Origin of the sequence: Mesorhizobium sp. M0437 (genome assembly GCF_040321335.1) — a bacterium.
Classification (GTDB): Bacteria; Pseudomonadota; Alphaproteobacteria; order Rhizobiales; family Rhizobiaceae; genus Mesorhizobium.
This window is the reverse complement of record NZ_JAMYRK010000001.1, coordinates 164875-179778: the sequence shown is the minus strand read 5'-3', so window position 1 is coordinate 179778 and position 14904 is coordinate 164875. Positions and strand designations below refer to the sequence as shown.

The window sequence follows — 14904 nt, the reverse complement described above, 5'->3', positions numbered from 1 at the left end:
GCAGCCAGTTGGCAGCAACCGCATATCAGCGGTGGCGGTCGCGGCGCAACCTCGGCGCCGACTCAAAGCCTGGTCCGCGAAAACGGGTTCCAGCGCACCGTGCCGAGCCGCACCTCCTCGCGCACCATGGTCAGCAGGCCGGAACCGCCGACCACGGCCAAACCGACCAGCGACAGAAAATCCGGATATTCCCTGAAAAACAGCGCACCCAGAACCACCGCCCAGACGATCTGCGAGTAATGCGTCGGCGCGATGCGGTTGGCCGGTGCGTATTTGACCGCCAGCAGATGCAACAGCTGGCCGCCGGCGGTAAAGGCGCCGGCCAACACCAGCCAAGCCCATTGCCTGCCATCCGGCAGCGAGAACGAGGTAGCCGCCGCACCGGCGCCGTTGAAGAGCAGGCCGTAGCCGATCAGCACGCCGAGCATCGTCGTGCGCTTTTCCTGCGCGGCGAGCGAACGCATCAGGATCACATTGGTGGCGGCCAGGAAGGCGATGATGAACGCCGCCAGATGACCAAGATGCAATTCGCGAAACCCCGGCCTGACGACCAGCATGACCCCGGCAAAGCCGGCGACCACCGCCAGCCACCGCCACGGGCCGACCTTCTCCTTGAGGACCAGCGTGGCTAGGATGGTGACGAGCAGCGGCGCCAGAAAGATGAGCGCATAGACTTCCGCCAGCGGGATGGTGGTGAAGGCATAGACGCTGAGCACGCCCGAGGCGATGCCGGCCCAGGCCCGGGCCTGTACCGCCCAGGGCCGGTTGGTGCGCCAGAAATCGAGCCAGCGCTCGCCTGCCGGCCTGGCAAAGAGCAGAAAGCAGCCGGCAAACAATGTCGAGAAGAAGCCGATCTCGAAGACGTTGAACTGCCCGCCCAGGCTTTTGACAACGGCGTCGCTGCACGAATAGCTTGCATAGGCGATGAGTGCGAGCAGAATTCCGTTGGGCACGTTTTTCCATTTCCGGGAGAGATGAGAGTGAAGATATTGGCGCTTGGCGCGCATTCGGACGACATCGAGATCTTCATGTTCGGTACGATGGCCGCCTATGCCGCGCAAGGCGCAGAACTCTTTTTTGCCATAGCCACGGATGGCACCAGGGGCGGCTACGGCGATCCCTCAGCGCTGGCCCGCACGCGCCGCAAGGAGGCGACGGCGGCGGCCGGCCTGCTTGGCGTGACGCCGCGCTTCCTCGACTTTCCCGATGGCGGGCTGGTCGCGGATGCCGCGCTGATCGGGGCGCTCAAAGCACTGATCGGCGAGATAGGGCCGGATCTGGTGATAACGCATGCGCCGAACGACTATCATGGCGACCACCGCGCGCTGTCGGATGGCGTGCGCATCGCAGCGTCATTCTCGGTGCCGGTGCTACATGCCGACACGTTCGGCGGCACCGGGTTTTCGCCAACGCACTACGTCGACACCTCCAGGCATTTCGATCTCAAGGCGGAGGCGATCCGGGCGCACCAGTCGCAGGATCCCGAGCGTTTCGTCGACGCGGCGCGCACGCAGAACGCCTTTCGCGCCGGCCAGTGCAACGGCCCGGCCGGATCGTTTGCCGAGGCCTTCCGCTTCGAGCCAGTCTTCCCCTTCGCCGATATCCGCGCGCTTTTGCCGCCGGCCCCAGTGATCCGTCCGGTGGCTGTCAGCAACAAGACAGTGACCTAGACCGGTCGCCGCAACTTCTCACGTTGCTTTCCTGTCCAGCATGCTGCGGTGCAGCAACGAATTCGCTTGCCTTGTTTAGTAAAAATTGCATCACTAAACAAATTACTAAACATCCGGTGCGCCGCCGCGTCGTTGTGTTTGGGCCCCCGAGGAGGGGTTTAGCGGGCTCTTGAAACCGTCATCCGGACGCGTTTCGCAAATGGGAGGAAGGCATGAAATCGACCTTGAAATTGGCGTTGGGACTGGCATCGACACTCTTTGCGTCGACAGCCGTTTCGAATGTCGCGCAGGCAGAAGATCTGACGCTTTGCTGGGCAGCCTGGGACCCGGCCAACGCGCTTGTGGAATTGTCCAAGGACTTCACCAAGGAAACCGGCATCGGCATGAAATTCGAATTCGTGCCGTGGACCAACTATGCCGATCGCTTTCTCAACGAGCTGAATTCGCACGGCAAGCTGTGCGACCTCATCATCGGCGACAGCCAGTGGATCGGCGGTGCCGCCGAGAACGGCCATTACGTCAAGCTGAACGACTTCTTCGACAAGGAGAAGATCAGCATGGACGATTTCGTGCCGGCGACCGTCGTCGGCTATTCGGAATGGCCGAAGAACTCGCCGAATTACTGGGCGCTGCCGGCCATGGGTGACGTGGTCGGTTGGACTTACCGCAAGGACTGGTTCTCCAAGCCGGAGCTGCAGAAGGAATTCAAGGAAAAGTACGGCTGGGATCTCGGCCCGCCGACGACCTTCGACCAATTGAAGCAGATCGCCGAATTCTTCCAGAAGCGCGACATCGACGGCAAGACCGTCTATGGCGCGTCGATCTACACCGAGCGCGGCTCGGAAGGCATCACCATGGGCGCCATGGACGTGCTTTACAGCTTCGGCTTCCAGTACGAAAACCCGAAAAAGCCCTACGAGATGGAAGGCTTCGTCAACTCCGATAAATCGGTGAAGGGCCTGGAGTTCTACAAAGCCCTCTACGATTGCTGCACCCCTCCCGGCGCCTCGAACAGCTACATGGGCGAAGGCGTCGATGCCTTCAAATCCGGCCAGGTGGCGATGCACATGAACTTCGCCTTCACCTGGCCAGGCCTGCAGAAGGACGAGAATGTCGGCGGCGACAAGATCGGCTATTTCGTCAATCCCAAAGGTCCGGACGGGGACCAGTTCGCCCAACTCGGCGGCCAGGGCATCTCGGTGGTCTCCTATTCCGACAAGCAGGAAGCCGCGCTCAAATACATCAAATGGTTCGCCAATAAGGACGTGCAGTCCAAATGGTGGTCGCTCGGCGGCTATTCCTGCCTCAACGCGGTCGTCAAGGACCCGGCCTTCCCGGCCAGCCAGCCCTATGCGCAGACCTTCCTCGACTCGATGGCCATCGTGAAGGACTTCTGGGCCGAGCCGAGCTATGCCCCGCTGTTGCAGGCATCGCAGAAGCGCTTCCACGACTATGTCGTTGCCGGGCAAGGCTCCGCCAAGGATGCGCTTGACGGCCTCGTCAAGGACTGGACCGAGGTCTTCCAGGACGATGGCAAGATGTAGCCGGGGCAAGATGTAAACGGCTCCTCCCGAGCCCGTGACCGAACCGTCCCGTGCCACTTGGCACGGGACACAGTTCAGATAAATTCCATTGTCGAGACGAGCCAAGTGACCGAAGCAGGACTGACCATGCTCAATCGGACGGCGGACAGCGTTGCCCGGGCTACGCCCGAGCCGTTGGCCCGCAAGGTCCGGGGCATCAGCGACAAGGGCCTCGCCTGGCTGTTCATCTCGCCGACGATCCTGTTGCTGTTAGCTATCAACATCTTTCCGCTGTTCTGGGCAATCTATCTGTCCTTCACCAATTTTCGCGCCAATCGGCCCAACGAGGTTGTGAAGAACCTCGGGCTGGCCAACTACAAGCGCATCCTCGCCGACCAGGACATCTGGATCGCCATGCAGACGACGGCGCATTTCGTCTTCTGGACCATCCTGCTGCAGACGCTGATCGGCTTCACTCTGGCCTGGCTGATCGACCGCAAGTTCCGCGGCCACGCCTTCTGGACGACCATCATCCTGGTGCCGATGATGCTATCGCCGGCGGTGGTCGGCAATTTCTGGCGCTTTCTCTACGAGCCGCAGATCGGGCTGTTCGCCTACGCCGTTTCGTTCGTCACCGGCATTCCGGCAACCGAGATCAGCATGCTCTCCAACGTGTCACTGGCGCCATGGTCGATCATCATCGTCGACACCTGGATGTGGACGCCTTACGTAATGCTGATCTGCCTCGCCGGCCTGCGCTCGATCCCCGAATACATCTACGAAGCGGCCGAGGTCGACCGCGCCTCCAACTGGCGGCAGTTCTGGTCGATCACGCTGCCGATGGCGCTGCCCTTCATCATGCTGGCGGTGCTGTTTCGCGGCATCGAGAACTTCAAGATGTTCGACATGGTCAATTTGCTCACCGGCGGCGGGCCGGGATCGACCACCGAAGTGGCCTCGATCACGCTGAAGCGGCAGGCCTTCGAAAGCTGGCGGACGGGCTATTCCTCGGCTTTCGCCATCATCCTGTTCGTCGCAGTGTTTGGCCTCGCAAACATCTACGTCAAGGCGCTCAACAAGGTGAAGCAGAGATGAGCCTGACGTCAGCCCATTCCGTTGTCGCGCCGTCGGCCACGTCGAAGCGCGTCGCCGGCGCCATCATCGTCGCCTACGCGCTGATCTCGATCGTGCCGCTGCTGTGGATCTTCGCCACCAGCTTCAAGACGCCGCCGGATTCGATCGCCTATCCGCCGAAGATCCTGTTCCAGCCCAGCCTCGAGGGCTACTGCAATTTGTTCTCGACCCGGACTCGGCAAACACCGGAATACATCAACTCGCTGGGACCGGCGACGGGCCTGTGCGACGAGACGGTGCGCAAGCGCAATATGGTGATCGCCGGCCCGTCCAACTTCATGCCGCGCTTCGTCAATTCGCTGATTATCGCGTTCGGCTCGACGTTTTGCGCGGTTTTCCTCGGCACGCTGTCGGCCTATGGTTTTTCGCGCTTCAAGGTGCCGCTCGCCGACGACCTTCTGTTCTTCATCCTGTCGACGCGGATGATGCCGCCGATCGCGGTCGCCATCCCGATCTACCTGATGTACCGGGAGCTTGGCCTGTCGGACACGGCTCTCGGCATGATCCTGCTTTATACGGCGGTCAACGTGTCCTTGGCGGTGTGGCTGCTGAAAGGCTTCATCGACGAGATCCCGCGCGAATATGAAGAAGCGGCGATGATCGACGGCTACACCAGGCTGCAGGCGTTCTGGCGCACGGTGCTGCCGCAGGCGACCACCGGTATTGCCGCAACCGCCATCTTCTGCCTGATCTTTGCCTGGAACGAATATGCCTTCGCTGCGCTGCTGACCTCGGGCACGGCGCAGACCGCGCCGCCCTTCATTCCGACCATCATCGGCGAAGGCGGTCAGGACTGGCCGGCGGTCGCGGCCGGCACGACGATCTTTCTGGTGCCGATCCTGGTCTTCACCATCCTGCTTCGCAAGCAATTGCTGCGCGGCATCACCTTTGGCGCGGTGCGTAAATGAGCATGACCGCAAAACGCAAATCGCGCTGGCCCGTCTGGGCCAGGCGCGGGCTGATGGAAAACGTCGCCACCGCGATCATCGCCATCGGCTTCCTGATGCTGTTCCAGCCCTTCGCACTGGTGCTCTACACCTATTCCTTCATCACCATGCTTGCGGGCACGGCGATGTTCATCATCGTCTCGAAATTTCCGGAGTAGACGATGGCCGAGATCAGGGTCGAACATCTGAGGAAGGCATTCGGCGATTTCGTCGCCGTGCAGGATTCCAACTTCGTCGTCGAGGACGGCGAATTCTTCGTCATGCTGGGGCCGTCCGGCTGCGGCAAGACGACGACGTTGCGCATGATCGCTGGGCTCGAACTGCCGACCGGCGGCAAGATCCTGCTTGGCGGCGAGGACGTCACCATGCGACGTGCCCGCGAGCGCGACATCGCCTTCGTCTTCCAGCTGTTCGCGCTCTATCCGCACATGAATGTGCGGAAGAACATCGGCTTTCCACTGCTGGCGCAAGGCATGCCAGGCGCTGAAATCCGGAGCCGAGTGGAGGAGACGGCGAAGCTTTTGCGGATCGACCATCTGCTCAACAAATCGGTCTCCGGGCTTGCCGGCGGCGATCGCCAGCGCGTGGCGCTCGGCCGCGCCATCGTACGGCGGCCAAAATGCTTCCTGATGGATGAGCCGCTCGGCACGCTCGACACCGAATTCCGCGACCTGATGGTCCATGAATTGCGAGAACTGCACAACCGCATTCACGCCACCACCGTCTATGTCACGCATGACCAGATGGAAGCGATGTCGATGGCCGACAAAATCGCGGTGATGAACCACGGCGTCATCGAGCAGTTCGGCACGCCGCGCGAGATCTACGACCGGCCGGCGACGATGTTCGTCGCCGACTTCATCGGCTCGCCGCCGATGAATTTCCTCGGCTTCGGCGGCGGGCTTTCAAAGGGCGCCAGGGAAATTGTTGTGCAAGGCGCGAAGGTGGCCGTGCCGGAGATCCGCGAGGACGTCGCGCCGGCCGAGATGGCGCTTGGCATCCGACCGGAGCACATCCGCTTCGATGACGCTTCGAAGCTGCGCGGTGCTATTTACGGCACGGAATATCTCGGCACCACTCAGATCGTCGCGGTGGAGACAGCGGACGGCATCATCAAGGCCAGGGTGCCGGCCGAAATCCGGCTCAATCCGGGCGATCATGTGGGCCTGGCGCTGAGCAGCGCGCGGCTGTCGCTGTTCGCAAAAGGATCCGGGCGTGCGGTGCGCACCGAAATCCATGACTCGGCCTCCCAGGGGAGAGCACATCATGGCTGACGTTCACATCAAAAGCGTGACCAAGGCTTTTGGCGAGCATGTCGCCGTCGACAATCTCGACCTGCATATCGCCGACGGGGAATTCGTCGTGCTGCTCGGGCCGACCGGCGCCGGCAAGACGACGACGCTCAGGCTGATCGCCGGGTTGGAGCGTCCGGAAGCGGGCTCGATCCATATTGCCGGCCACGACACGACGACGCTGTCGCCGGCCGAGCGCGACACCGCTTTCGTATTCCAGCAATATTCGCTCTATCCGCATCTGTCGGTTTACGACAACCTCGCCTTTCCGCTGCGCTCGCCAGCACGGAAAATGCCGGAGGATCAGATCCGCCGCCGCGTCGAGGACGTGGCCAAGATGGTGCGCATCCACCACAAGCTGAATAATCGCTCGACCAAACTCTCTGGCGGCGAGATGCAGCGCGTCGCCATCGGCCGCGCTTTGGTGCGCAAGCCGTCGATCTACCTGATGGACGAGCCGCTGTCGTCGCTCGACGCCAAGCTGCGCGCCGATCTCAGGCTAGAGCTGAAGCGCATCCAGGCGGAACTCGGCGCCACAATGCTCTACGTCACGCACGACCAGATCGAAGCGATGACCATGGCCGACCGCATCGGCATTCTCGCCGACGGCGTGCTGGTGCAGATCGGTTCCCCGCGCATGATCTATTCTGAGCCGGCAAACCTACACGTCGCCGCACGGCTCGGCCAACCGGCAATCAATTTGTTGCCGGTCGGACTGCTGCCGGATGGCGGCGCGCCGGCGGGAACAAAGACGATCGGTGCTCGCACCGAACATCTTTCGATCGAGAAGGCGGCGAACGGCCATGCCGACGGCGTCGTCGATTGGGTCGAGCATCTCGGCGACCAGAACCATCTGCATGTGACGGTGGGGACCAGGAAGCTGGTGACGCTAACCGACCCCGACACCGACCTGGCTCAGGGCGACAAGATCATGATCCGCTATCGCTCGCCGCTGTATTTCGGCCCCGATGGGCGACGGCTGATGTGAGCGCTGCGCGAGTGTTTTCCTGGCACCTTTCAACCGGCAATTTCGGGCACCGGACTGGACCAATTCGATGAAGCATTTTTTCAATCGCAGGGATACGACCGTAACTGAGGCCCTGGACGGCTTCCTCGATACTACCGGCGCCGGCGATCTCGCTCGCCTCGACGGCTATCCCGAGATCAAGGTCATTCTCCGCGCGGACTGGGATAAGACCAAGGTTGCGGTCATTTCCGGCGGCGGGGCCGGGCACGAACCTGCCCATGCCGGCTTTGTTGGCATTGGCATGCTGACGGCGGCGGTTTCGGGCGAGATCTTTGCTTCGCCGAGCGTGGAAGCGGTATTGGCCGCCATCCGCGCGGTGACCGGTCCCGCCGGGTGTCTGCTGATCGTCAAGAACTATACCGGCGATCGCCTCAACTTCGGCCTGGCAGCCGAGAAGGCGCGCGCCGAAGGCTTCCGGGTCGAGATGGTGATTGTCGCCGACGATATCGCCCTGCCGGACATTGCCCAGCCGCGTGGCCTGGCCGGCACCTTGTTCGTGCACAAGATCGCCGGCCACCAGTCGGAAGCCGGCATTGACCTGGCGGCGATTGCCGGGGCGGCGCGGGCAGTGGCGGCGGATATCGTTTCGCTCGGCATATCGCTGTCATCCTGCTCGATCCCCGGCCAGAGCCATGAAGAAAGATTCGGGGCGGACGATGCCGAACTCGGCCTCGGCATCCATGGCGAACCGGGCGTTGAGCGGATTGCGGTGCAAAGTGCCGAAAGGCTGGTTGCGATCATGTCGGAGCGCCTTGCCGCGCGGCTTGATCCGGTCAGCCACTACGCCTTGCTGATCAATAATCTCGGTTCGGTGCCACCGCTGGAAATGTTGCTTGTCGCCAATGCGGTACTGGCTTCACCGCTGGCGCAAAAGGTGACGCTGACAATCGGGCCCGGGCAGCTTATGACCGCGCTCAACATGAACGGCTTTTCCCTGTCGCTGATCCGGCTCGATGCGTCGCGCGAAGCGGCGTTGCGGGCGCCGGTAGGCCCCCACGCCTGGCTGCCGGCAAGAGCCGTTCGCCAAGCCAGCGTCGTGCCGATGGCCAAAGCCGCCGGCCCGAACAACGCGTCGAAAGCCAGCCAGGACCCACGCACCGACCGGTTGGTTGTCGCGGTCTGCGAACGGCTGATCTCGCTTGAAGGCTCGTTGAACGGACTGGATGCCAAGGCGGGAGACGGTGACACCGGATCGACAGTGGCGGCCGGTGCGCGCAGTGTGCTTGGCCGCATTGCAACACTGCCGCTCGCTGACCCTGCCGCAACGCTCGCCGTCGTCGGCGACATCCTGAGCGCCAGCATGGGCGGCTCTAGCGGCGTGCTGTTGTCGATCTTCTTCACCGCCGCCGCGCAGGCGCTGGAGTCTGGCGAAACGCTTCCCAAGGCGCTTCTCGCCGGCCTCGATCGGATGTCCTTCTATGGTGGAGCGAGGGTCGGCGATCGCACGATGATCGATGCCCTGGAACCCGCCTTGAGGGCGCTGGATAGGGGGAGTCTGGAAGATGCGGCGGTCGCGGCGCAACGCGGAGCCGAGGCCACCGCTGCCATGCGCAAGGCCAAGGCCGGGCGGTCCGCCTATATTGGCAGCCAGCTCGACGGCGTGGTCGACCCCGGCGCCTTTGCCGTCGCCGAGGTCTTCACTGCCCTCGCTGCGTTGCTCGAACCCGCTTGACTGGGGAAAAGAATGCTTCAATTGCCGGATATGCAATTTTCTCGTACTGCCGGCAGCGCAGGGGCCAGGAGCATGGGTGACATGGCGGCAGCGGATATTTCCAGGCTGATCGAGGCGGCGGCAAACACGATCGCCGCACATGCCGACGAGCTGACCAGTCTCGACCAGGCCATCGGCGACGGCGACCATGGGCTCAACATGAAACGCGGCTTCGAGGCAGTGCGGGCCGAGGCCGGCGCGTTTGCGACAAAGCCGTTGCCCGAGGCGCTGAAGGCGATCGGCACCAAACTGGTGATGACCGTCGGCGGAGCCTCCGGTCCGTTGTTCGGCACGCTGTTCATGGCGCTCGGCAAGGAGATTTCCGCCGCGCCGGGTCGCGCCGACCTGGCGGCGGCCTTCGGCAAGGCGATCGAAGCGGTTGCCGCCAGAGGCAAGTCGCAGGCCGGGCAAAAAACCATGTTAGACGTGCTGCAGCCGGTGCATGAGGCCCTGCTGCAGGGAAAGACGGCAGCGGACATCGTCGAGATCGCCGACAACGCGGCCGACGCGACCGTGCCGATGAAGGCGCTGCGTGGGCGCGCCTCGTTCCTTGGCGACCGTTCGATCGGTCATATGGATGCCGGCGCACGCTCGACTGCGCTTCTGGTGCGGGCCGTAGCGGAGGCAATCGAGAGGCGCGCATGAGCAATGTCGGCATCGTCATCGTATCGCATTCGCCGCTGGTCGCCGAAGGCACCGCCGACATGGTGCGGCAGATGGTCGGCAACGAAGTGCCGCTTGCATGGTGCGGGGGAAACGGCCATGGCGGGCTGGGAACCAATGTCGAGGCGATCATGGACGCCATCGACAAGGCCTGGTCGGAGGCGGGGGTCGCGATCCTCGTCGATCTCGGCGGTGCCGAGACCAATAGCGAGATGGCGGTCGAGATGATCGGCGAACCACGCGCCCAGAAGATCATCGTCTGCAATGCGCCGATCGTCGAAGGCGCGGTGATGGCGGCGACCGAGGCTTCCGGCGGCGCCTCGCTCAGGGAAGTGGTGGCGACGGCGCACGAATTGTCGCCGTCGTGAACGAACGGGAATTTTGACAAGCATGTCCGCAGCAGCCGAAGCCAGCGTCCTGATCACCCATGAGGTGGGACTGCATGCGCGTCCTTCGGTGAAGTTCACCAAGCTTGCCAAGACGTTTTCGGCCGACGTCGAGATTGCGCTCGCCGCCAACGGGCCATGGTTCGACGCCAAGAGCATCGTCAAGGTGATGGCGGCGAAAGCGCCGAAAGGCACTGTCCTGCATATCAGAGCCAAAGGGGACGGCGCCGGCGAGGCGGTCGGCGCACTGGTCGAGCTGGTGCGGCGCGATTTCGACGAAGGCAAGGACCATGCCCGAACCGCTTAGGCTGCAGGGCATTTCGGCATCGGCCGGCTATGCCGAGGGGCCGCTGTTCAATCTGGACCAGGCTGCTGTGCGTTATGTCCGCAAGGCGACTGCCGCGGACGAGAAGGCGGCGCTTGAGGCCGCCATCTCCATTGCCGCAGGCCGGCTCGCGACATTGATGGAAACCAGCGACAGCGAGGCGGCCGGTATCCTCGAATTCCAGCTCGCCATGCTGGAGGACGACGCGCTGACCGGCCCGGCCTTTGAGCGAATTGCCGAGGGCATGGCTGCTGATGTGGCTTGGCGAAAAGCGCTCGACGCCGAGATAGCCGGCTATGAAACATCCGAGCAGGACTATTTCCGGGCGCGCGCGGCCGACATGCGCGACATACGCGACCAGGTGCTACGCGCGCTTGCCGGGGGCGGCGACATTGCCGCGCCGGCAGGTGCGATCTTCTACGGCGAGGATATCGCACCGACGCGCTTCCTCGAAACCGACTGGAGTGCCGGCGGCGGCATAGCACTTACGGCCGGAAGTGCCGCAAGTCATGTCGCAATGCTGGCACGCTCACGCGGCGTGCCAATGGTGGTGGGGTTGGGGCTCGTAACGCGTGGGGTAGCCGGGCCCGGTGCTTCGCCGGCTCACCTTGCCGGAATCGCACTGCTCGATGCCGAACATGGCGGCATCGTGTTGGCGCCTTCGAAAGTGGAGATCGACGCATTCCGGCGATCGTCGTCGTCTTTCGCGGCGCATCGCGACAAAGCGGCAGCCTATTTGACAAGGCCGGCAGCAACGAAGACCGGCATAGCGGTCCACGTGCAGGTGAATATTGCCGATCCGTCCGATGTCGACCGCATCGATGCTGCGGCGTGCGACGGTGTCGGGCTGATGCGGACCGAATTCCTGTTCGGCAAGACGCTGCCGGACGAGGAGACGCAATATCGCGCCTACCGTAGAGTGCTGGAATGGGCAGGCGACAGGCCGGTGACGATCCGTACTGTCGATGCGGGCGGCGATAAACCTGTGCCGGGCCTGACCGTCGAGGAAGGTAATCCATTCCTTGGCCTGCGCGGGATCAGGCTGTCGCTGATGCGTCCGGAGGTCTTTGGTGTGCAGATCCGCGCCTTGCTACGTGCCGCCATGCACGGCAATCTGAAGGTGATGTTCCCGATGATCGCCGTTCCGGAAGAGTATGAACACGCCACCGCGCTGTTCGCTGAGGAGCAGGCTGACCTTTTGGCGCGCGGCATCGCGCACAAAATGCCGCCGCTTGGCATCATGGTCGAGGTGCCGTCGGTGGCCATCGCACCGGAGGCATTCGCCAAGGCCGCTTTCTTCTCGATCGGTTCGAATGATTTGACCCAATACGTGATGGCCGCCGCGCGCGACAATGCGTCGGTCGCACATTTGAATTCCGTCAGGCATCCGGCCGTGCTCCGGCTGATCGCCTCGGTTGCCGCCTTCGGCCGCGAGCATAATATCCCGGTCAGCCTGTGTGGCGATGCCGGCGGCGACCCCGCCTCGATCCCGGCGCTGCTCGAAACCGGCCTGCGTGACCTCTCCGTCGCTCCCGCCCAACTCGCGATGGCCAAGGCGGCCATCGCGGACGTTTCGATCTAGGCCCCGGTATGGCAGACAAGGCGTCGCAATCCGGCCCCGAAGAGGCGATCCGCGCCTACAAGACGATCCTGTCGCAGGTGATCGACCAGCGCCCGTCCGGCATGCGCCAGCGCCTCGCCGATGCGCTGGGCAAGCATCGCAGCTTCGTCACGCAGATTTCCAGCCCGGCCTATTCGACGCCGATCCCGTCGAAGCATTTGCCGGCTATCTTCTCCGTCTGCCATTTCAGCCCGGCCGAACGCGATCATTTCCTTGAGGCCTACCATCGGGCGCATCCGGGAAAGATGTCGCTGGCCGCAGGCTTGCGCAAGACACGCCATGTCTCGCTGATCGTTCCCGATTTCGGCGACGACAAGCAGAACGCGGCGCTCGACCGGGCGGTCAACGATTTCATCCAGAAGATCACCAGCATTGCCGGCAAGGGCAGCTGACGCTGGGCTATTTCGGGAGGACGGCCATGAAGAAATTTTTGAATTCGGTCGATACGGTGCTGACCGAGAGCCTCGACGGCTTCGTTGCCGCGCATGCCGATATCCTGGCGCTTGGCGAGGAACACAGATTTGTCCGCCGCAAGCTGCTCACACCGGGCAAGGTGGCGCTGATCTCCGGCGGCGGCTCGGGTCACGAGCCGCTACATGGCGGGTTCGTCGGGCACGGCATGCTGGATGCGGCCTGCCCCGGCCAGGTATTCACCTCGCCAACGCCTGACCAGATGATGGCGGCGGCCGAAGTCGTCAATACGGGCGCCGGCTGCCTGTTCATCGTCAAGAACTACGAGGGCGACGTGATGAATTTCGACATGGCCGCTGAAATGTCGGAAGGCGTGATGCAAATCGTGACCAATGACGACGTTGCGGTCGAAAACTCGTCCTACACCACCGGCCGGCGCGGCGTCGCCGGCACGCTGGTGGTCGAGAAAATCGTCGGCGCGGCGGCCGAACAAGGCATGGCACTGGAGCCGTTGAAGGCGCTCGGCGAGCGCGTCAACGGCGCGACGCGCTCGATGGGCGTGGCGCTGACCAGTTGCACCGTGCCGGCGGCGGGCAAGCCGACCTTCGATATCGGCGACGGCGAGATGGAGTTCGGGGTCGGCATCCACGGCGAGCCTGGGAGGCGGCGCGACACATTGAAAAGCGCCGATGCTATCGCCGAGGAGATCTGTACCGCAATCCTGGGTGACCTGGGCGACGGTGCCAGAGGCCAGGCGCTACTCTTCGTCAACGGCTTTGGCGGCACACCGTTGATGGAGCTTTATCTGATGTACAACAGCGCCCGCAAAATCTTCGAGAAGCACGGCGTGACGGTGATCCGGTCGCTGGTCGGGTCCTATGTGACCTCGCTCGATATGGCCGGCTGTTCGATCACGCTGAGCATGCTCGACGACGAGGCGGCTGTTTGGTGGGATGCACCGGTACATACGGCCGCGCTGCGCTGGGGCATGTAGCGGCGGAGAATGCCCCAGAAATAGTCGGTGACAAGACCGGTATCGGCAACGCCGCGCATCGCCAGACAGTTGCCCTCCTCACCCTGCGTAAGATAAAGAATCTGCGGGTTTGGGGAGTTCGAGCATGCGTTACAATTGGGATCGGGCGCCGACGGGTTTCGAGCGCCATGGAAAGGTGCTGGCAGCCGCCTTGCTGATCGTCGGCGGGGTCGGACTTATGCTCGCTGCCCTCCCGCTTTAGGGACAACAAACTCGGGTAGCGGACTACGTCTCAGCGCGTTGCCTCAGTGCGCCTGGCCAGTCACGGCGATGAAACGGCGGTCGCGCCCTTCAAATCCCTGGCTGAAGCGCTGCACGAGCACCGCAAGCACGCCCGGTTTTCCATCCGGGGTGAATGCGTAAGATTCCGACAGGCTGTAGGAAGTCGGGCAATTCCTCGAACCGGGCACCGCCTTGTCCTCATGCAGCAGCTTGATCGGCTTGCCGTCCTGACCCTGCAGCGTCAGGCGAAAGCCGAGCGCCTTGCCGGTCGTTTCGCCTTGCAGCGTCGCGTCGAAACTCGCTGAACAATCCGCCGTGCTGTCGGCACGGATCTGCTCGAGCTGGATGGTGCCAAGCTTCTCATAGGCCGGCGAAAGCCATTTTTGCGAAACCTGCTCGAGGCGCGCAATGTCATTGTAGGCGACCATGTCGTCGGGAAAGGTGAACCTGTCCAAGGCAGTCCGCTCGCCGCGCGGCGCGATGGCATATTTGGCCAGCAAGGGCGCCGCCAGTTCGGCGGCCTGTGCCCTCGCCTGCGCAAGCGTCAATGTCGAATCCTCCGTCTCGTCGGCGATGACGATCGGCTTGCCGCCGACGAACTCATCGGTCCGCGTGTCGATGATGTCGATCTCCGACCAGCCCGAATCCGAAGCACCGGCATCGAGCGTGCCGTACTGTTCGAAGGCGAAGTAGTTGCCGTCTGGCGAAAAGCCGATGACGCGCCGAGCCGCCGCGTCGCCTGCCTGAGCAGCTGAAGCGAGCACCACCGCCAGCGTCGCAACCGCGGCAAACCCAAGCTCATATCGCAATTTCATCGCGCCCTGCCCCTAATGCCGAAAATTCGAACGATACCGGCCCCCAGACCACCATGACCCGCACTTGCGGCCAAGTTAGAACGACGGCAAACGAAACGCACAAATACATGGTTACACAAACCAG

At 63.0% G+C, this 14904-nt stretch carries 16 protein-coding genes; 14 read left to right on the top strand and 2 right to left on the bottom strand.

What is annotated here, in order from left to right:
• Positions 1–62: 62 nt before the first annotated feature.
• Complete coding sequence (locus tag NKI72_RS00765) at positions 63–953, bottom strand: DMT family transporter (protein WP_352849794.1); 891 nt, start codon at positions 951–953, stop codon at positions 63–65.
• 27 nt (positions 954–980) lie between these two features.
• Between NKI72_RS00765 and NKI72_RS00760 the strand changes: the two genes are divergently transcribed.
• The 14 genes from NKI72_RS00760 to dhaK all read left to right on the top strand — a co-directional run bounded on the left by NKI72_RS00760 (position 981) and on the right by dhaK (position 13704).
• Positions 981–1670 carry a PIG-L deacetylase family protein gene (locus NKI72_RS00760; RefSeq protein WP_352623303.1) on the top strand — a complete coding sequence of 230 codons (690 nt, stop codon included), beginning with the start codon at positions 981–983 and terminating at the stop codon, positions 1668–1670.
• Between the two features lie 212 nt (positions 1671–1882).
• Positions 1883–3214 (top strand): ABC transporter substrate-binding protein, encoded by a 1332-nt coding sequence (locus NKI72_RS00755; protein ID WP_352454682.1) that lies wholly within the window; start codon positions 1883–1885, stop codon positions 3212–3214.
• A gap of 126 nt (positions 3215–3340) precedes the next feature.
• A complete protein-coding gene (locus tag NKI72_RS00750; protein WP_031211681.1) occupies positions 3341–4288 on the top strand; it encodes a carbohydrate ABC transporter permease in 948 nt (315 codons plus the stop codon).
• Entirely contained in the window at positions 4285–5235 is a 951-nt protein-coding gene (locus NKI72_RS00745) for a carbohydrate ABC transporter permease (protein WP_352448471.1), read from the top strand. The genes NKI72_RS00750 and NKI72_RS00745 overlap by 4 nt, the downstream gene beginning before the upstream one ends.
• Positions 5232–5432, top strand: a complete 201-nt coding sequence (locus NKI72_RS00740) for a hypothetical protein (protein WP_023676334.1) — start codon at positions 5232–5234, stop codon at positions 5430–5432. The genes NKI72_RS00745 and NKI72_RS00740 overlap by 4 nt, the downstream gene beginning before the upstream one ends.
• Before the next feature lie 3 nt (positions 5433–5435).
• Positions 5436–6548 carry an ABC transporter ATP-binding protein gene (locus tag NKI72_RS00735; protein ID WP_023676333.1) on the top strand — a complete coding sequence of 371 codons (1113 nt, stop codon included), beginning with the start codon at positions 5436–5438 and terminating at the stop codon, positions 6546–6548.
• Complete coding sequence (locus NKI72_RS00730) at positions 6541–7554, top strand: ABC transporter ATP-binding protein (protein ID WP_352849793.1); 1014 nt, start codon at positions 6541–6543, stop codon at positions 7552–7554. Before NKI72_RS00735 ends, NKI72_RS00730 begins: the two co-directional genes overlap by 8 nt.
• A gap of 67 nt (positions 7555–7621) precedes the next feature.
• Entirely contained in the window at positions 7622–9265 is a 1644-nt protein-coding gene (locus NKI72_RS00725) for a dihydroxyacetone kinase subunit DhaK (RefSeq protein WP_352849792.1), read from the top strand.
• An 81-nt stretch (positions 9266–9346) separates the two neighbouring features.
• Positions 9347–9949 (top strand): dihydroxyacetone kinase subunit DhaL, encoded by a 603-nt coding sequence (gene dhaL / locus NKI72_RS00720; protein ID WP_352767236.1) that lies wholly within the window; start codon positions 9347–9349, stop codon positions 9947–9949.
• Positions 9946–10335 carry a dihydroxyacetone kinase phosphoryl donor subunit DhaM gene (gene dhaM / locus NKI72_RS00715; RefSeq protein WP_352469937.1) on the top strand — a complete coding sequence of 130 codons (390 nt, stop codon included), beginning with the start codon at positions 9946–9948 and terminating at the stop codon, positions 10333–10335. Before dhaL ends, dhaM begins: the two co-directional genes overlap by 4 nt.
• A gap of 22 nt (positions 10336–10357) precedes the next feature.
• A complete protein-coding gene (locus NKI72_RS00710) occupies positions 10358–10660 on the top strand; it encodes an HPr family phosphocarrier protein (RefSeq protein WP_023676329.1) in 303 nt (100 codons plus the stop codon).
• Positions 10644–12260, top strand: a complete 1617-nt coding sequence (ptsP, locus tag NKI72_RS00705) for a phosphoenolpyruvate--protein phosphotransferase (RefSeq protein WP_352849791.1) — start codon at positions 10644–10646, stop codon at positions 12258–12260. The genes NKI72_RS00710 and ptsP overlap by 17 nt, the downstream gene beginning before the upstream one ends.
• Positions 12261–12268: 8 nt before the next feature.
• A complete protein-coding gene (locus tag NKI72_RS00700; RefSeq protein WP_023676327.1) occupies positions 12269–12691 on the top strand; it encodes a hypothetical protein in 423 nt (140 codons plus the stop codon).
• A 26-nt stretch (positions 12692–12717) separates the two neighbouring features.
• Positions 12718–13704 carry a dihydroxyacetone kinase subunit DhaK gene (gene dhaK / locus NKI72_RS00695; RefSeq protein WP_352849790.1) on the top strand — a complete coding sequence of 329 codons (987 nt, stop codon included), beginning with the start codon at positions 12718–12720 and terminating at the stop codon, positions 13702–13704.
• Between the two features lie 284 nt (positions 13705–13988).
• On the opposite strand, the gene NKI72_RS00690 is transcribed toward dhaK, so the two are convergent.
• Positions 13989–14780 carry a DUF2259 domain-containing protein gene (locus NKI72_RS00690; RefSeq protein WP_352849789.1) on the bottom strand — a complete coding sequence of 264 codons (792 nt, stop codon included), beginning with the start codon at positions 14778–14780 and terminating at the stop codon, positions 13989–13991.
• Positions 14781–14904 lie beyond the last annotated feature (124 nt).